General features: G+C 36.5%; 16 protein-coding genes. 6 read left to right on the top strand and 10 right to left on the bottom strand.

The genetic code is table 11. The features are described from left to right. The first annotated feature begins 37 nt into the window (after window positions 1-37). The 5 genes from ftsA to AC57AW_RS06945 all read left to right on the top strand — a co-directional run bounded on the left by ftsA (window position 38) and on the right by AC57AW_RS06945 (window position 6,451). Window positions 38-1,423, top strand: coding sequence for a cell division protein FtsA (gene ftsA / locus AC57AW_RS06965; RefSeq protein WP_318847754.1), 1,386 nt, complete (start codon window positions 38-40; stop codon window positions 1,421-1,423). A 91-nt stretch (window positions 1,424-1,514) separates the two neighbouring features. Then, on the top strand, window positions 1,515-3,428 hold the full coding sequence (ftsZ, locus tag AC57AW_RS06960; protein WP_496351310.1) for a cell division protein FtsZ: 1,914 nt from the start codon (window positions 1,515-1,517) through the stop codon (window positions 3,426-3,428). Window positions 3,429-3,514: 86 nt separating this feature from the next. Further along, window positions 3,515-3,961 carry a GatB/YqeY domain-containing protein gene (locus tag AC57AW_RS06955; protein WP_496351309.1) on the top strand — a complete coding sequence of 149 codons (447 nt, stop codon included), beginning with the start codon at window positions 3,515-3,517 and terminating at the stop codon, window positions 3,959-3,961. A 456-nt stretch (window positions 3,962-4,417) separates the two neighbouring features. Further along, window positions 4,418-4,828 (top strand): BrxA/BrxB family bacilliredoxin, encoded by a 411-nt coding sequence (locus tag AC57AW_RS06950; RefSeq protein WP_079243608.1) that lies wholly within the window; start codon window positions 4,418-4,420, stop codon window positions 4,826-4,828. Window positions 4,829-4,933: 105 nt separating this feature from the next. Further along, window positions 4,934-6,451 (top strand): GH3 auxin-responsive promoter family protein, encoded by a 1,518-nt coding sequence (locus AC57AW_RS06945; protein ID WP_496351308.1) that lies wholly within the window; start codon window positions 4,934-4,936, stop codon window positions 6,449-6,451. A gap of 63 nt (window positions 6,452-6,514) precedes the next feature. Here the strand turns inward: AC57AW_RS06945 and AC57AW_RS06940 are convergent, their stop codons facing one another. The 10 genes from AC57AW_RS06940 to AC57AW_RS06895 form a co-directional block, all read right to left on the bottom strand. Beyond that, a complete protein-coding gene (locus AC57AW_RS06940; RefSeq protein ID WP_318847750.1) occupies window positions 6,515-6,958 on the bottom strand; it encodes a hypothetical protein in 444 nt (147 codons plus the stop codon). Window positions 6,959-6,986: 28 nt separating this feature from the next. Beyond that, entirely contained in the window at window positions 6,987-7,349 is a 363-nt protein-coding gene (locus AC57AW_RS06935; protein WP_318847749.1) for a hypothetical protein, read from the bottom strand. 4 nt (window positions 7,350-7,353) lie between these two features. Continuing rightward, window positions 7,354-8,325 carry an endonuclease/exonuclease/phosphatase family protein gene (locus tag AC57AW_RS06930; RefSeq protein ID WP_496351307.1) on the bottom strand — a complete coding sequence of 324 codons (972 nt, stop codon included), beginning with the start codon at window positions 8,323-8,325 and terminating at the stop codon, window positions 7,354-7,356. A 73-nt stretch (window positions 8,326-8,398) separates the two neighbouring features. Continuing rightward, window positions 8,399-9,391, bottom strand: a complete 993-nt coding sequence (locus tag AC57AW_RS06925; protein WP_496351306.1) for an endonuclease/exonuclease/phosphatase family protein — start codon at window positions 9,389-9,391, stop codon at window positions 8,399-8,401. 9 nt (window positions 9,392-9,400) lie between these two features. Continuing rightward, window positions 9,401-10,156: a rhomboid family intramembrane serine protease gene (locus tag AC57AW_RS06920; RefSeq protein WP_496351305.1), complete on the bottom strand. Its 756-nt coding sequence runs from the start codon at window positions 10,154-10,156 to the stop codon at window positions 9,401-9,403. 6 nt (window positions 10,157-10,162) lie between these two features. Then, the gene (gene mutL, locus AC57AW_RS06915) at window positions 10,163-11,953 is read right to left on the bottom strand and encodes a DNA mismatch repair endonuclease MutL (protein WP_496351304.1); all 1,791 of its coding nucleotides are present in this window, start codon (window positions 11,951-11,953) and stop codon (window positions 10,163-10,165) included. 316 nt (window positions 11,954-12,269) lie between these two features. After that, the gene (locus AC57AW_RS06910; protein WP_318847744.1) at window positions 12,270-13,097 is read right to left on the bottom strand and encodes a YoaK family protein; all 828 of its coding nucleotides are present in this window, start codon (window positions 13,095-13,097) and stop codon (window positions 12,270-12,272) included. Between the two features lie 27 nt (window positions 13,098-13,124). Further along, window positions 13,125-13,619: a hypothetical protein gene (locus tag AC57AW_RS06905; protein WP_496351303.1), complete on the bottom strand. Its 495-nt coding sequence runs from the start codon at window positions 13,617-13,619 to the stop codon at window positions 13,125-13,127. Between the two features lie 229 nt (window positions 13,620-13,848). Next, the gene (locus AC57AW_RS06900; RefSeq protein ID WP_318847742.1) at window positions 13,849-15,249 is read right to left on the bottom strand and encodes a sensor histidine kinase; all 1,401 of its coding nucleotides are present in this window, start codon (window positions 15,247-15,249) and stop codon (window positions 13,849-13,851) included. Between the two features lie 3 nt (window positions 15,250-15,252). Then, complete coding sequence (locus AC57AW_RS06895) at window positions 15,253-15,960, bottom strand: response regulator transcription factor (RefSeq protein WP_496351302.1); 708 nt, start codon at window positions 15,958-15,960, stop codon at window positions 15,253-15,255. Window positions 15,961-16,155: 195 nt separating this feature from the next. Between AC57AW_RS06895 and AC57AW_RS06890 the strand changes: the two genes are divergently transcribed. After that, on the top strand, window positions 16,156-16,725 hold the full coding sequence (locus AC57AW_RS06890; RefSeq protein WP_149389149.1) for a helix-turn-helix domain-containing protein: 570 nt from the start codon (window positions 16,156-16,158) through the stop codon (window positions 16,723-16,725). Window positions 16,726-17,242 lie beyond the last annotated feature (517 nt).

The raw sequence follows: 17,242 nt of genomic DNA, 5'->3' as shown, positions 1-17,242 counted from the left end.
AAAAGGAAAAAGTAGAAAAAATCAAATCGATATAAAAATGGAAAATCAAGAGTATTCAGTAGGTCTGGACATCGGGACAACAAAGATAGTCGCGATTGTCGGAAGAAGGAATGCACACGGGAAAATAGAAGTTCTCGGTGTAGGAAAAGCTAAAAGTCTTGGTGTTCATAAAGGGATTGTGAATAATATTTCACAAACTATCAATTCAATCAAGGCTGCAGTATCCGAAGCACAATCCAGTGCTGGTGTTCCTATCCGCAAAGTTACGGTAGGTATTGCAGGAAAACACATTCGTTCTCTGCAGCACTCCGATTATATTATGCGTGAACATCCTGATAAATTTATTACAGACGATGACATTGAAGCATTAAAAGATCAGGTGAAAAAGCTGGTCATGCTTCCTGGAGAAGAAATTATCCACGTACTTCCTCAAGAATATAAAGTGGATTCCGAGGGTGAAATTCAGGAACCCGTCGGAATGCATGGAAAGCGTTTAGAAGCCAACTTCCACGTTGTAGTAGGCCAAATGGGCAGCATCAGAAATATTGCAAGATGCGTTCGTGAAGCCGGATTAGAAATGGAAGCTCTTACTTTAGAACCATTGGCATCTTCAGAAGCTGTTCTTACAAAAGAAGAAAAAGAAGCCGGTGTTGCCATTGTTGACATTGGTGGTGGTACAACAGATATTGCGATATTTAAAGATAATATCATTCGTCATACCTGTGTGATTCCATACGGAGGCGGAATTATCACCGAAGATATCAAAGAAGGTTGTTCCATTATAGAAAAACATGCAGAACAACTTAAAGTAAAGTTTGGTTCGGCTGTTCCCGAATTAGAAAAAGATAGTACTTTTGTAACCATTCCGGGGCTTCACGGTAGACCAGACAAAGAGATTTCTTTAAAAACTTTAGCACAGATCATCAATGCAAGAGTAGAAGAAGTGTTAGAAATGGTCAATACAGAGCTGAAAGCTTACGGTGCTTTTGAACAAAAGAAAAAGCTTATTGCCGGAATCGTTCTTACAGGCGGTGGTTCAAACTTAAAACATCTTCGTCAGCTGGCCAATTATACCACTGGTTTTGATAGCAGAATTGGTTTTGCGAATGAATATATTGCCAACGATAAAAATCAGTACCTGAAAGGCCCTGAATTTGCTACGTCTATCGGATTGCTGATGGAGAGTTTAAAGATCAGAGACAAAAAGCAGAATGCTGATGAAATCATAGAAGTTGTTACAGAACAGCCAAAGCAGGAAACCGCTTCAGCGCAGACAGAAACTGTACAACCGGTTCAGCAGGCAGCCCCCGTTCAGGAGCAGCGCTCTTTTGAAAATGAAAGACAGGAGAACAGAAAGGCGAAATTGACCTTCGGGCAGTCGCTTATGGAAAAAGTAAAAAAATTCTTTGAAGAAGTAGAGTAAATTATAAATGATGAGTGGTAAGCGATAAACGATCTTTTCCTTATCAATTATCATTGATCAATTATCAATTATAATTATTAAAAATATAGTTATGGAAAATATAGGTACACAAGGATTTTCATTTGATTTGCCAAAAGGAAATTCATCCATCATAAAAGTAATCGGTGTAGGGGGCGGTGGAAACAACGCTCTGAAGCACATGTACGAGAAAGGAATTCACGGGGTAGACTTTGTGATTTGTAATACAGATGCCCAAACCTTAGATAATAACCCTGTTGCTAATAAAGTACAGCTGGGAACTACGATCACAGAAGGTCTTGGAGCTGGTGCAGACCCTGAAGTTGGAGAGAAATCTGCAATCGAAAGTATTGAAGATATCAAGGCTGCTATGGGACAAAACACCAAAATGGTGTTCATCACTGCCGGAATGGGTGGTGGTACCGGTACCGGAGCTGCTCCTGTTATTGCTAAAGTAGCAAAAGACATGGGAATTCTAACGGTAGGGATTGTTACCGTTCCTTTCAGTTTTGAGGGCAAAAGAAGACTTGATCAGGCTGAAAACGGTCTTGATAAACTAAAAAATAATGTTGATTCATTAATTGTGATCAACAATGATAAACTAAGACAGCAGTTCGGAAACCTGGGATTCAAGCAGGGATTTTCAAAAGCCGATGAAGTTTTAGCGAATGCTGCCAAAGGTATGGCAGAAGTTATTACAGGTTATTTTGATGTAAACATTGACTTTAGAGATGCTAAATCTGTACTTCAGAATTCAGGTACCGCTTTGATGTCTACAGGAACCGCTTCAGGTGAAAATAAAGCCGAAGAAGCCGTAAGAAAAGCCCTTGATTCTCCATTATTGAATGATAATAAGATTACAGGTGCTAAAAACGTTCTGTTATTGATCAGAAGTGGTGCTGAAGAAGTGACCATGGATGAGATTGGTATCATCATGGACCATATTCAGAAAGAAGCAGGAAACACGGCAGATATTATCTTCGGGGTGGGTGCTGATGAAGAATTGGGAGATGCAGTAAGCGTTCTTGTTATCGCAACAGGATTCTCTAACGACAACAAGAAATTTGCAGGACCTACAGAGAAAATCAGAATCAGTCTTAATGACAGTTTTGATGCTCCGAAAAACTCTCCTTTCAAAACAAGAGAAGAAAGAGAATCTGCACCTGATGCAGCCAATGATTCCAGCAGAGCCAATCATTTCAGATTAGATGATGAAGACCACAGCACACAGTTCAAGGTTACATCTATTGAAAAAAAAATGATTCTTGAAGAAGAGCAGGTGAAACCGGAAATAAAATTCTCTGATAAAGAGGAAAATAGTATAAATACTCCTGAGCAGGCTTGGAAAAACGAAGAAGAAAGTGAACAGGAATACAGCTTGTTTTCTATTGACGAAGAGAGTGAAGATCCAAATGACCTGGAAATTCAGTCTTTCTCATTTGATTTCGAAAATAAAAAAGATGAGCCACAGTCCGGGAATACCTTCAGCAACTCTTTTTCAGATGAAAAACCTGTTGAATTCAGCTTCTTCGTAAACGAACCTGTCAGAAATGAGCCTAATACCGATTTTGGGCAGCCAAAAGCAGAGTTCAACACGCCAAGCAATGCTGCTGTAGCAGAACCGGCTCAGAAGATTGAAACATTCTACCAGAAACAGGAAGAGCCAAAAGCTGAAACAAGAACTGCTTTTGAAAGCAAAACAGAAATTGAAACTCCGAAGACGGAAGAATCAGAATTCACTTTCGTGAATAAAACGATGGACCAGGAAAGAGTGATTGAAAGAAGAAATAAATTGAAAGAATTCAATTCCCGCTACCAAAGCTTTGACAGCACGAGTGAGTTTGAATCTATTCCTGCTTTCAAAAGAAAAAATATTTCGATTGACGGAACCAATGCTTCAGATCAGAACATCAACACGTATCTATCTGATAACAATGGATCTATGCAGATCAGAGAAAACAGATTTTTAAATAAAGACGTAGACTAAATGCTATGGCAATTGGCTACCAGCAAATGGCTTTCGGGCCTTATAAAAGCTATTAGCCAACTGCCAGAAGCCAAAAGCATATAAACATGAGTTTAGAAAATACAATAAGCGAAGCTATAAAAACAGCCATGAGAGAGAAAGACAGAGTTGCTCTGGACTCTCTTCGTGCCGTAAAATCTCAGATTCTTCTTTTAAAAACAGAAGCAAGAGGTGCTGAAGTTTCTGCAGAACAGGAAATTGCCATTCTGCAGAGAATGATCAAGCAGCGTAAAGACTCTTTCGAACAGTTTTCCGCTCAAGGCAGACAGGATCTTGCAGAAGTAGAAGACGCTCAGATGAAAGTAATTGAGAAGTTTTTACCAACACAACTTTCTGCTGAAGAATTAGAAACAGAAATTAAAAATATTATTTCTGAAACCGGAGCTGAATCTATTAAAGATTTAGGGAAGGTAATGGGAGCTGCATCAAAAACATTAGCTGGAAAATCAGACGGGAAAAGTATTTCCGAGATGGCTAAAAAGCTCCTGTCTTAGTTGAAAGATCATCTTTGATGGCCATCCTATAAACCATCAACTTATTTCCTATCAACTATTTACATTAGGATATACAACCTTTGCATATCGATTTGATTAAGAAACCCGGAACTTTTCAGTTCCGGGTTTCACTTTCTTTGGATATTAAAGTTTGTTAATCAGTTTTGATTCTAAACTGAAAAAAGAATTAAGATACTACCATATTTCAGAAAGTAATTAAGTGGTTGATTGCTTGAGGGAAAGCATTAAATGTTTTTTTCATGGCCGTTTGTTTTTCAGAATCATTTCAAAATTAATAATAATTTTCCATTATTCCTAGTCTTAATTCACATTTTTTTGAATATTATTACAGTATTAATATTTGATTAATTTTATATGACTAATCTATTGATAGTTTTTATATATTGAACAAAAGCAAAGAATTGCTTAACTTTGTGGAGATAAAAAACAAAATATATGTATCCAACAGATTTAGTAATGCCTATGAAGGCAGAGCTTACAGATAAAGGTTTCCAGGACTTGACAACGCCAACTCAGGTAGAAGATGCACTGAAGCAGTCCGGAACTACGTTATTGGTTATTAACTCCGTATGTGGTTGTGCTGCAGGTGCTGCAAGACCGGGAGTTGTATACTCTTTAACTGGAGATAAGAAACCTGATCATTTAACAACAGTATTTGCAGGATTTGATACTGAGGCTGTAGTAGAAGCAAGAAAACACCTTGCTCCATTCCCTCCAAGTTCTCCATGTGTAGCCCTTTTCAAAGATGGTGAATTGGTTCACATGCTGGAAAGACACCACATCGAAGGAAACCCTGCAGGAGCTATCGCAGCAAACCTTCAGGCTGCATATGACGAGTATTGCTAAGAAACAATAATCTAAATATCAAACCGTTACATATTTTGTAACGGTTTTTTTATTTAATTCTGTAAAAAATTTTCAGAAAATTCAAATATCATTATATTTGTTGGAATGGCAACCAAAGCACTTTTCAATACCGTAGTCAACTGGTTCATCCGCCAAAGGATAGATCAGATACAGAATTTCATGGACCATCCCATTGAGACCCAGAAAGGTATACTCTTTTCTCAGCTGTTTCATGCAGAAGATACGGAATATGGTAAATTATACGGATTCAATTCTATATCAAGTTATCAGGATTTTAAAAACAAGGTTCCTATCGTTACCTACGAAGAAATGGAGCCTTATATTGAAAAAGCAAGGCAGGGACAGAAGGATGTAAGCTGGCCCGGGCTCATTAAACATTTTGCCAAATCATCGGGAACTACCAATGCCAAGAGCAAATTTATCCCTATTTCTGCGGAAAGCCTTGAATACTGCCACATGAAGGCAGGAAAGGATATGGTGTCCATTTACGCCAATAACCATCCTGAAAATCAACTTTTTAATTATAAAAATTTACGTTTAGGAGGAAGTTCTGAACTGTATGCCGACTTTAACACGAAATTTGGAGATTTATCCGCTATTTTAATTGATAATCTTCCGTTTTGGGTAGAAATTACTACCACTCCAAGCAAGAAAGTCTCTTTGATGGGAGAATGGGAAAGCAAACTGAAAGCGATCACCTCTGAAGTAAAAAATGAAGACGTGGGAAGTATCCTTGGGGTACCAAGCTGGATGATGGTTCTTCTTCAAAAAGTATTAAAGGAAACCAATATTGGAAGTATTTCAGAGCTATGGCCTAATTTGGAGGTGTTTTTTCACGGTGGAATCAGTTTCAAGCCCTACAGGGAACAATTCAGGCAGATCATCGGAAAAAACATCAATTACTACGAAATTTACAATGCTTCTGAAGGTTTCTTCGGGATACAGGACAGGTCAGACAGTGATGAAATGCTACTGATGCTGGATTATGGTATCTTTTATGAATTCATCCCTATGGATCAGTTCCATTTTTCGAATCCAAAAGTAGTAAGCCTGGAAGATGTGGAAGTGGGGAAAAATTATGCAATGGTTATTACAACCAACGGCGGTCTATGGAGATATCTGATTGGTGACACCGTTGTCTTTACATCAACCAACCCGTTCAGAATCAAAATAACAGGAAGAACCAAACATTATATCAATGCTTTTGGAGAGGAACTGATGATTACCAATGTAGAATCTGCCCTTTCAAAAGCCTGTGAAGCTACGGGAGCACAAATCACAGATTTCACTGGAGCCCCTGTTTTTATGAAAGGAAACGAAGGAGGTGCTCATGAATGGATTTTTGAATTCAGCCAGCATCCGGATAACCTGGACAGCTTTATTGATGCTTTTGACAAACATTTAAAGACGATCAACTCTGATTATGAAGCGAAGAGATACAACAATATAACCCTTAAAAGACCTATTGTACATATTGCTAAAACCAACCTTTTCTATCACTGGCTGGAAGCTAAAGGAAAACTTGGAGGGCAAAATAAAGTCCCGAGATTGAGCAACGACAGAGAATATATTGAACCTTTGCTGGAAATGAATAAAAACTAAGATTATACTTTCCAGTTAATAAATAAAAAAGCCGTAACTCAATTGAATTACGGCTTTCTATTTTTATTTACTTAAATCTTCCTTCATTTTCTTCGCGGCTTCCTCTACTTTTGAAGCTCCTTTTTTGGCAGCTTCTTTAGCATCCTGTCCTACTTCCTTAGCTCCGGTTTTAATATCTTTTCCTACTTTATTTGCTTCGGTTTTGATGTCTTGTCCGGCTTTGTGAAGATCTTGTTTCGTTTTATCGGCTGTTGCATCTATTTTATCTTTTGCTTTCTGAGCAGCATCGTCAATCTTATTTCCCGCTGCATCTACCTTCGCCTTCACATCTTCTTTTGCATTGTTGATCTTTGCTGTATCAACAGTGGTTGGAGTGTCAGTAACGGTGGTGGTAGTTGTTGTTACCGATCCATCAGCATTTTCTACTTGCTCTGTTTTTGTTGTTGATTTTGTACATGCTACAGTGAATACAGAGATCACTACAGCTGCCAGGATTTGCTTTTTCATATGGCCTATTTTTTTAATGATATTGACTTTATTGTGTTTTAGAGTCTGGAGTTGAAGGCGTTTCTAAAGGTTTTTGCTTTTTTTCTGCATCTGCCTTTTTCTTTTCCTCTTCTTGTTTTGTTTTATTCTCTTTTTCAAGTTCTGCTTTTAGCTTATTCTCTTCTTCCAAAAGCTTTTTAGCCTGTTTTACAGAATCCAGATATTGCGGAGAAGACATTCTTATCTTGCGGGCGATATCTACTGAAACAGCTCCTGTGGAAAAGGAATCAATAGCAATAGTATCATAATTCATCTTAACTTCCTGTTCAGCAGCAAATCCCGGAGATTCTTTCTTGGAGCATGCCGTAAAGAGGATGGTAAAAATAAAAATCGCAGACAGTATATTTTTCATGGAACTAATTTAGCAGAAATTCTGCAATTACAGGATAGTGATCCGATAATTTCACAGACTGGTCTACTTTATAGCTTAAAGGAATGATAGATTTTGAACTGAAGATATAATCAATTCTCAACGGCACTTTATAGTCGTGAAAACTGCTTGCACTCCCCTTTCCTGCCACTAAAAAAGCATCCTGAAGATCTTTTCCCAGGTTATAATATTCATAAGAATTGGGAACAGAATTAAAATCTCCGGCCAAAATAACCGGGTAAGGTGATGAATCTACCATTTTTCTGATTCTCTTCACCTGATCTTCATGGGCTTGGAATGTAGGTATCATATGAGAAAGTAATGCGGATACATTTCCAAAACCTAAGCCGTCAAGCTTCGTAAACATAGATTTATGAAGTCTGAAAGGCTCAAGATAAACATTTACGATTCTGACTATTTTTCCATTGATATCAATATCAGCATAGAATGAATTTCCTCTTGCTTTCTCATCAATCAGTTCTGCCTGTCTTACAATTTTATGTTTTGTTTTCAGAATGACCGAAGGATATTTTATAAGATCCCGCTTTATGGCGCGGTTGGTATCTTTCTCTTGCACAAGAATAATATCTGCATCTTGCTCTTTGATATAATTTTTTACTTTATCCCAGCCGTATTCTCCGTATTTTACATTAAATGTCAATACTTTAATATCCCGTATTGACTTTACATTTTCTGTTTTCGGAGAAAAGTTGACCCATCGTCTGATTGGATTATAGAAAATAAGGGTACCTAATGCAAAAGCAATAGCTACTTTTTGTTTTTTAAAGATCCATATCAGGGTAAGAATGATATGTGCCAATATCAGATAGGGGAAACCAAGCGATAGCAGGTTAAGATTGCCCAAAAGATTAGGCGGAATCCATGCATTCCCTAATGTGCATAACAGCAAAACAGCAATAACGATATGTATAAATAGTAATATCTGATTCGACTTCATGAAAAAACGGTCTTGGTACGGTTTTCTTTCAACAAAAATCCTACCAAGCAGACAATTTTAACTCTTTTTATGATTATTTGCTCTCCGCTGAAAATTTCACAATGACAGGATAATGATCTGAAATACTTACAGAACGGTCAACTTTATAAGATATTGCCTTTACTGATTTTGAGGAAAAAACATAGTCAATTCTAATTGGGAATTTGTAGTCGTGAAAACTGGTTGCACTTCCTTTTCCAGCAGTTAAAAATGCATCTTCAAGTCCGTCCGACAGATGATAGTATTCATAAGAATTAGGCACAGAATTGAAATCTCCAGCCAGGATAACAGGATAAGGTGAATTATCAATAACTTCCCGAATGAGCGCTACCTGTTCCTGATGTTTTTTAAATGTAGGAATCAGCCTTTTAACAACATCTTTTATTTTTTGTTCGTTGGTATCGGTATTTCCATTAAGTTTCACCATATCTTTTTCGAACCGAAAAGGATTAAGATAGACATCAATGAATCTATATATCTTACCCTTAATTTCTATATCAACCTGTAATCCAGGAATTCTTACATTTTCGTCTTGTGGATCTATAATCTGCTGTTTAATGATTTTATGCTTGGTCAAAATCGTTAAACCTCCTCCGGAATTTGCTTTTTGATAACCATCAAATTGATAATCTTTGCCCGCATCTTCCTGTAATAGAACAATATCTGCATCCTGAGACCTCAGATAAGGAGCAATCTCTTTATTTCCTCTTCCGCCTGCTCTGGTATTGAAGGAAACTAATTTTATTTCTGAATCTCCATTTTTCGGAGATGAATAATTCACCCATCGTTTTACAGGATTAATAAAAGCAAGACCTGCAAACATAAAAACAAACGCTCTTTTTTTCCAGCTGAATACCCAGAATATTGTCAGAATGATATAAGAGATCATAAGTACCGGAAAGCCTAGGGAAAGCAAGTTAAACCACGGAAAAACCTTCGGTGGAACATAGGCATTTAATAATGTACCCAGTAGCAAAAATAGAATTCCAAGATGCAGAACGAATAGGATGAGTCGGAAAACCTTCACAATATTATTTTAATTGAAACGATACAAATGTTTTTTCCAAATTAGAGCCAACAGCCACCCGACCAAAGCCCCTCCTACGTGAGCCAGATGAGCAACACCGCCTCCATTTCCGAAAACACCAAGGTATATGGAAACAACAACAATAATAGGCAGAAGGTATTTTACTTTTATTGGAACCGGAATAAACATGATTCCAATTTTAGAATCAGGATATAATGTGGCAAATGCTGCTATTATCCCGAAAATAGCACCTGACGCCCCTACCATTCGGGATCTTAATAAGTTATAATATTCACCAGCTAATTTCTGTCCTTCGGCTGTTGTAGTGCTAATCTTCATACTTCCCACATAATCAAGAGCTGCTTTCGGGTAAATTTCAGAAGCGCTGAAGCCTAGACTTTGTAAGCGGGAAATAATTTGCTGAGCTTCCACAAAATTCCATAAATTAAAAAGGAAGAATGCTCCTAGACCACTAGCAAAATATAAAATCAAATATTTTTTGTCTCCTAATGTCTGCTCTAGAATTGGCCCAAAACTGAACAATGTAAACATATTGAATAAAATATGCATTATTCCTATAGATTCAGAAATAGAAGCATGCATAAACATGTGCGTAATAATCTGCCAAGATCTAAAATTGGGAGAAAAAGGATAAAAACCTGAAAGTGTATTGTATAAATTAGGGAACACAAAATTGGTTATCACATAAACGATAACATTAATTATAATAATATTCCTCGTAATCGGTGGTATATTGTTAAACATAATTTTTTAAAATTTGTTTTTAAAATCATTAAACGGAACTTCATAATAGCATCTTTTTCCATCCGGTAAAAATTCCGGGAAACCTAATGCTGTAAAATCTTTGATCAGCTGTTCCGCATCTTTTTTATAAATAAAGTCAAATCTCGACTTCGACTGCATTTTGTTCCATTGATTATGGTAATAATGCAAAAACTCTTCTTCTGTTTTATATTCCAGGATTTCAAAAAGATTTTCCAGGAATTTCATCGCCTGTGTTTCTTTCAGCCCTTCAGGAAGAGAATCTATTCGAAGTACACTTTCATGAGCAATTTTCATGTCAAACCCTAATTCTGGAAGATATTTTTTGATCGAATTGTATTTTGTTTTCTCAATCTCATTCATATGGTATTCCAGAGAAAAAAGAAGAGCATGGCTATTTGTGTTTGATTTTCTGGTAGATTTATTCCCTTCAGAAACCAATAGTCTGTGCATTCTTCCGAGATCCAGCATTAATGTCACATCACCTTTATTGAAAAGCCAATAGCCGTTCGGAAGCCTCATCAAATCTTCGTCAAAATCTTCATCTTCAAATAAATTGATCTTTGAAGGTTCAGCGGTAAGATTCTGATGATACATTTCGGTAAGATTCTGAATTTCCTGCGGATGTACTACAATTTTTTCTTCCAAAAACGGGTTATAATCCTTGTCTACAATAATTTCGGGCATTTTTACAAAACCACTTCCACCGCCATTTCCTTTACTTGGAATGGGTTTATTCATCATTTCATCCAATTCCGGATCTCTGTCGAAATCAAGGCTTGGAGAAACATTATAAATACCCAAAGATCTTTTAATGGTTGATCTGAGTAAAGCAAAAATAAGATGTTCATCTTCAAATTTCACCTCGGTTTTCTGTGGGTGGATGTTGACATCTATTTTCTCCGGATCAAGCTCCAGGAAAAGGAAAAATGAAGGTACATATCCGGGCTGAAGCAGTCCTTCAAAAGCTTCCTGTACTGCTTTATTGAAGTATGGGCTTCTGAAATACCTTCCGTTCACAAAAAGAAACTGCTCTCCTCTTGCTTTCTTAGCTCCTTCAGGCTTGGCAACAAACCCATGAAGCTTACACCAGATAATATCTTCTTTAATAGGAATCAAAAGCGGCTGAAGTTTTCTTCCGAAAACATCTACAATACGCTGCATCTGACTTCCTTTTCTCAGCCTGAAAACAGCTTCATCATCATGAAAAAGAGAAAACTCCAGATTTTCATGAGCCAACGCAACACGCTGAAATTCATCAATGACGTGTCTGAATTCTACATTATTATTTTTTAAAAACTTCCTTCTTGCAGGAACGTTATAGAAAAGATTTTTCACTAAAAAATTTGATCCGTCTGCTGTCTGAACCGGGTCCTGAAACTGGAAAACTCCCCCTTCGATATAAATATTGGTACCGATAGACGTGTCTTGCTGTTTCGTTCTGAGCTCCACCTGAGAAACCGCTGCAATAGAGGCCAGCGCTTCACCACGGAAGCCTTTTGTGGCAATCTTAAAGATATCTTCTGTTCCTTTGATTTTGGAGGTAGCATGCCTTTCAAACGCCATGCGGGCATCTGTTTCAGACATCCCTTTTCCGTCGTCTACCACCTGAATAAGGTTTTTCCCCGCATCCCTGATGATCAATTCAATCTTCGTTGCATCTGCATCTATAGCATTTTCCAAAAGTTCCTTCACGATGGATGCAGGCCGCTGCACCACCTCTCCCGCTGCAATTTGGTTGGCTACATGATCCGGTAAAAGCTGAATAATATCTGACATAAAAACGTAAATCAACTTACAAAAATAGTCAATGAAAACGGGAATTAAAATACCAAAACCGTGATTTAATATTTAATTATCAACATTTTCACCTATTTATCCCCAACTGTTTTTTTTAATGTTTGTAATGAAGGGCTTTAGCGTGTTTATTTGCCTGCCCCGGAAATTTTCATTTCTATAAGCATGAAAAATATGGTGAAAAATAACAAAAATGCTGATATGCAAGATAATTTTTCAGAAAAACGCCCTTATTTCATTATAAAATAAGGGCATTTACAGCTAGTTTATACAAAAAATTAATAGTGTGTTTTATATTTTAATCTTCAAAGACAAGCTTTGGTTTCTTCTCTCTTTTAGGAATTCCATGGATTTTCTCATACAGATAAGCAAAAATATTGGCCTTTCTGTAAATCCTGTTATATCTGTAGTTCGTATTGAAGTGACGGATATGAATTTTATAAGCATCGTACCCGATGACAATCAGCAGACATATACTGATCACATAGAATACCCTGAATTCCAGATAATAATAAGTCAATCCAGAGAAGACAGCTCCCATTACATACGCAAGCATAATACTCATCAACAGTTTTGCTCTACCGATCAACTCTCCATTTCTTCTGTATTTCTTTTGTGTAAACATTGAAGCCAGGATTCCTAAGTCGGTAGTTGTTCCGGTAAGGTGGGTCGTTTTCACAGAGAAGTTGGAGATACTTGCCGTAAGACCGTTTTGCAGTCCGGTGGCAAAAAGCATCAATGCTACCAAATATTCTGTTTCTTCTAATGTTTTCTGATAGTAAAACTGTCCGTATATCCCAACAAAAAGGAGACATATGATTTCTAGTGCAATCGGCATAGAATGGGCAAAATATTTACTTTTCTTGTTAAAATTGATGACAATAAAGTTGGACAGAAAGCTTCCGAAGAAGAACAAAAATATCCATCCGCCTACGACCGCTACCTGCGTCCAGTTTCCTTTACTTATTTCTGCGGCTAAAATAGCATAGTGCCCCGTTACGTTCGATGTAAAAGAGAGGAATATCAATAGGGAAGCAATATTTATAGTACCTGCCGTAAAGGCAGTCAGCGTCCCCAACCTGATATTATCTCCCAGTGTCCTGCTGTTACTATAATTTCTTAACATTTTTTTATTTTTTTAATTTGTGTTTATTTAGACCTCTACAAAGATCTCTGCCAGTCTTCCTCTTTCCGGAAGTCTTTCTCTTACCTCAACGGTAATTTCATGGGATTGCAGTTCTTTGCATTTTTTGATATAAGGAATCAGATCAAACTTGCCTTTTCCTTTACTTTTGATGGATGGAGAATAATAAGCTTCGTCAATATTTTCTGCCTTTACATACTGATTGAATGTTCTCTGGAAACTCCCTGTAAAAACATCACAAATGATTTTATTAACAAGATGAGGATATTTATTACTGATAATTCCATAGGCATCACAGAACTCTTCCGGTCTTATTTTATTAAAAACCGATGTTTTGGTCGTGAATAAAAGATCTCTGATAGAATCTCCGGAATCATATCCGGACGTCAGAAGGATATTATATTGATTCTGATCTTCTGATGCGTCTTTCTCCTTAAGTACTTTTTTCAATATATTCAATGACTCAAGAGAGTAATCTGTCGCAATTAAAATTGTTTTAGCCATGTTCTTTATTATTTTGTATTGTGTTTATCTTTTTTGATGATACAAAATTAGAACGACCATATTAGAAGATCTTTGGAACGGAATTAAAATGTGATTAAAGAGATTAAAATGAGATTAGAAAATTGTTAACGGGAGTTCATATAGCAAAAAACGACATCGTAAAATGACGAAATTGCTTATGAATATTGTTTGTTATAGATTGTTTTTAGCCTAAATAAAAGAGATCAGACTATTCCCTTTTCTGTGTACTATAGAAATTTGGGAAGCGCATCTGCACCGTTGTTCCCTGGTTCTCGTGTGAACTCACGATCAGTTCACCGTGATGCATTCTCACGATGTTTCTTGCCAATGGAAGTCCTATTCCATAACCTTCATAGTTGTTGGTATTGGAGGCTCTGAAGAAGGGATCGTAGATTTTATTCATTTCTACTTCAGGAATCCCTATACCATTGTCTTTTACAATAATGTAGACATCTGTATTGGTAGCTCCGAGAGAAACTTTAACCTGCTGAAAATTAGAATACTTACAGCCATTACTGATGATATTGGCTACTGCAAGGTGTAATAGCTGTTCGTTCCCCTGAACTTTTAGTTTTTTAGGATTATCAGGAAGCATGCTGATATCAAGATAGATATTGTTTCTGGAATCTATTCTTCTCAGCGTTTCAATAACATCCCACAGCAGCTGATCTATTCTCACCTTATCCATTTTCTGGATCTTTCCATCGAATCCGGTTTGGGCAATCATTAATAATGCTTTAATCTTTTTATCCAGCTTTTCGGCTTCATCCAGAATGATTCCGAGGGTTTCTTTGTATTCGTCAGCCGTTCTGCTGATGGAAAGAGCAACATCAGCTTCTCCCATAATGGAAGTAAGAGGAGTTCTCAATTCGTGGGAAACATTTCCAATCAGGTGATTTTGGGTCTCAAACGAGGTTTCAATACGGTTCAGCATATCGTTGAACGTGTCCACCAACTCATTCAGTTCTTTATTATCAGGCTGGGATTCTAATCTTAAGTGAAGGTTTTCAGAACTGATCTCCTTTACTTTTCCTGTAATTTTTAAGATGGGCCTAAATAAGGTTTTAGACAGATAAAAAGAGAAGATCATACTAAAGAACAGAGAAAGTACAATACATGTAAGCAGTGTTCTTTTTAGAAAGCCCAGATAATAAATGACATAGTGGTTTTTGGCAGAAGCAATAGCGATATAATCTTTACTATCATATTTAAAGCTTTGTCCTATATAATAGAATTCCTCATCATTATAATTGGATTCTCCTTCTTTGATAATATTTTTAAAGAAATAATCAGGAATATGAACTTCCTGAGATATTTTTTTGAAATTGGAATCTCTGGGAACAGCAAAAACGTAATCTTTTTCCATCGGAAGTTCCTCATCATTCAGGCTGTTGAGAATATAGTTTTCTGGAAGGTCGAGATGATCTTTGCTTTTTTCGATCTGAACAATAGTAGCCGTTCTGATCTTCAGCAGCTCATAAAACCTCTGATGTGAAAAATTAACGATCGAAAAGTACACCAAACCACTGAACAACAAAATGATGGCTGTAAAAACCAACATTAAAAGCACCATCGTTTTGGTCTGATTTGTAATGACTTTATTAAACATCCATTATGTTTTTTTCAACACATACCCCATCCCTATTACAGTATGAATCAACTTATTATCATCCTGGCTATCCAGCTTTTTCCTTAAATAATTAACGTATACATCTACTACATTGGTCCCCAGCTCATAGTTTACTCCCCAGACGGCATCTAGAATCTCTGCTCTTGAAATTACTTTTTCCGGGTTATTCAGAAAATACAACAGGAGCTTATATTCTGTAGAAGTAAGAGAAATATCTTCTCCTGCGCGGGTTACCTTCTTTGTGTAATCATTCACCATCAGATCCGAAAACTGAAACACATGTTCATTATCCGGTTCCGGTTCTATGGTTTCCTGAGGGCCGTTGTTATTGCTTCTTCTCAATAAAGACTTCACACGAGCCACCAGTTCAATGAATTTAAAAGGCTTTACCAGATAATCATCTCCCCCACTTTCCAATCCGAGAACAATATTCTCAGAAGTTCCCAAAGCGGTTAAAAATAAAATAGGAACACTCTGATTGGTTTTTCTTATTTCTTTACAGACATCCAGCCCATTCATTTCCGGTAGCATAATGTCTAAAATTACCAGATCAAAATCGTTAGCCTGCACCAGTTGTACTCCTGTACGGCCGTCAAAAGCCACAGAAATTTCATACCCATTTTCCTGAAGTCCTTTTTTAATAAAAGAAACTACACTGGTTTCGTCTTCGATAAGAATAATTTTTTTCATAAATGAAATAAGGAGTTTTACAAAAATAGGGAAATTTTATTGGGGAGAAAAGACGAAAGAATTTGTGGAAGCCGAGAAAGCAAATAATAATTTTCAATGAATTGATTCCCTCCCATATCTAAACTCTATAGAATAATATTACCTTTGCTTTTAATAGAATGACGAAAAAATAATTCAGGTTAAATTGCACACAGTATGAATGACTTTTTAATAGGTATCGGTAAGAGATTAAAGGATATTAGAAAAAAGAATAATTTAACCATCAATGATCTGGCCTTCAAAGCGAATGTAAGCAACGGTCTTGTTTCCAGGATTGAAAACGGAAGAACAATTCCTTCGCTTCCTGTTCTATTAGATCTGATCCAGTCTCTTGAGATTGATGCCAGTTATTTTTTCGAAGGGGTTGAAAAAAAATCCAACGCCAAATTCATCTATGTTCCGAAAGAAAACCAGCAAGTCATAGAAAAGGAAGTAGAGGCTGAAGGGTTTAAATACATGCATATCTTCAGCAAGAGTCTTCATTCTTTAGGTTTTGAAGCGGTATTATTGACTCTTGAACCCAATTCTAAAAGGGAAAAAGTAATTACAGATGCCTGGGAATTCAAATATATCCTGAAAGGGGAAGTGAAATATGTGATTGATAATGAAGAAATCATCTTAAAAGAAGGTGACTCTTTATATTTCAACGGGAAGTTTCCTCACGTTCCGGTAAGCATCAGCGATGAAAGCTGCGTGATGCTTGTTCTTTACTTTTATACTGCTTAATAGGAATTTTTTAACTGAAAGTTTTTACTTGACTTTTGTCATTCTGACGAAGGAAGAATCTTATTTGCATTCAATAACATAATATTCTTCATTACATTTCATTTCATTCAGAATGACACCTCTAGAATAGATTCATTCCAAATGTATCCACTTCATCAGCGACAAAGTTGCAATCTTTGTATCCTTATATATATACTATTTGAATCATTAAACTTTGCGTTTAAAATAACAGCCATTTACTCATTATCCTTCAATTTCTAATTTTCAGACAATATAAAAGTTTACAAATATGCAACTTTTGTTTTTCTATTTTCTTCCGAGATGAACGAAATATGAATCAAAATACTATGCTTTTTCAGAGATTTTCCATCTTATTATTTTTAAGAATTATTTACACAAAGCGTTGAAATAGCGACATTAACCTTCATTTTAATTGATTTCCTAAAGTTGATTTCAGTTGGCCTTAAAGTAAAATAAGCGTAACAAATAGCACTTATTTGTTAAACAATACTTAATA

This window comes from Chryseobacterium sp. BGA-UO-ETr-SB22, from assembly GCF_059567885.1.
This window is presented reverse-complemented; position numbering and strand designations above follow the sequence as displayed.

Coding starts and splice junctions, on each gene's coding strand:
- ftsA (WP_318847754.1), top strand. CDS start 38: ATGGAAAATCAAGAGTATTCAGTAGGTCTGGACATCGGGACAACAAAG.
- ftsZ (WP_496351310.1), top strand. CDS start 1,515: ATGGAAAATATAGGTACACAAGGATTTTCATTTGATTTGCCAAAAGGA.
- AC57AW_RS06955 (WP_496351309.1), top strand. CDS start 3,515: ATGAGTTTAGAAAATACAATAAGCGAAGCTATAAAAACAGCCATGAGA.
- AC57AW_RS06950 (WP_079243608.1), top strand. CDS start 4,418: ATGTATCCAACAGATTTAGTAATGCCTATGAAGGCAGAGCTTACAGAT.
- AC57AW_RS06945 (WP_496351308.1), top strand. CDS start 4,934: ATGGCAACCAAAGCACTTTTCAATACCGTAGTCAACTGGTTCATCCGC.
- AC57AW_RS06940 (WP_318847750.1), bottom strand. CDS start 6,958: ATGAAAAAGCAAATCCTGGCAGCTGTAGTGATCTCTGTATTCACTGTA.
- AC57AW_RS06935 (WP_318847749.1), bottom strand. CDS start 7,349: ATGAAAAATATACTGTCTGCGATTTTTATTTTTACCATCCTCTTTACG.
- AC57AW_RS06930 (WP_496351307.1), bottom strand. CDS start 8,325: ATGAAGTCGAATCAGATATTACTATTTATACATATCGTTATTGCTGTT.
- AC57AW_RS06920 (WP_496351305.1), bottom strand. CDS start 10,156: ATGTTTAACAATATACCACCGATTACGAGGAATATTATTATAATTAAT.
- mutL (WP_496351304.1), bottom strand. CDS start 11,953: ATGTCAGATATTATTCAGCTTTTACCGGATCATGTAGCCAACCAAATT.
- AC57AW_RS06910 (WP_318847744.1), bottom strand. CDS start 13,097: ATGTTAAGAAATTATAGTAACAGCAGGACACTGGGAGATAATATCAGG.
- AC57AW_RS06905 (WP_496351303.1), bottom strand. CDS start 13,619: ATGGCTAAAACAATTTTAATTGCGACAGATTACTCTCTTGAGTCATTG.
- AC57AW_RS06900 (WP_318847742.1), bottom strand. CDS start 15,249: ATGTTTAATAAAGTCATTACAAATCAGACCAAAACGATGGTGCTTTTA.
- AC57AW_RS06895 (WP_496351302.1), bottom strand. CDS start 15,960: ATGAAAAAAATTATTCTTATCGAAGACGAAACCAGTGTAGTTTCTTTT.
- AC57AW_RS06890 (WP_149389149.1), top strand. CDS start 16,156: ATGAATGACTTTTTAATAGGTATCGGTAAGAGATTAAAGGATATTAGA.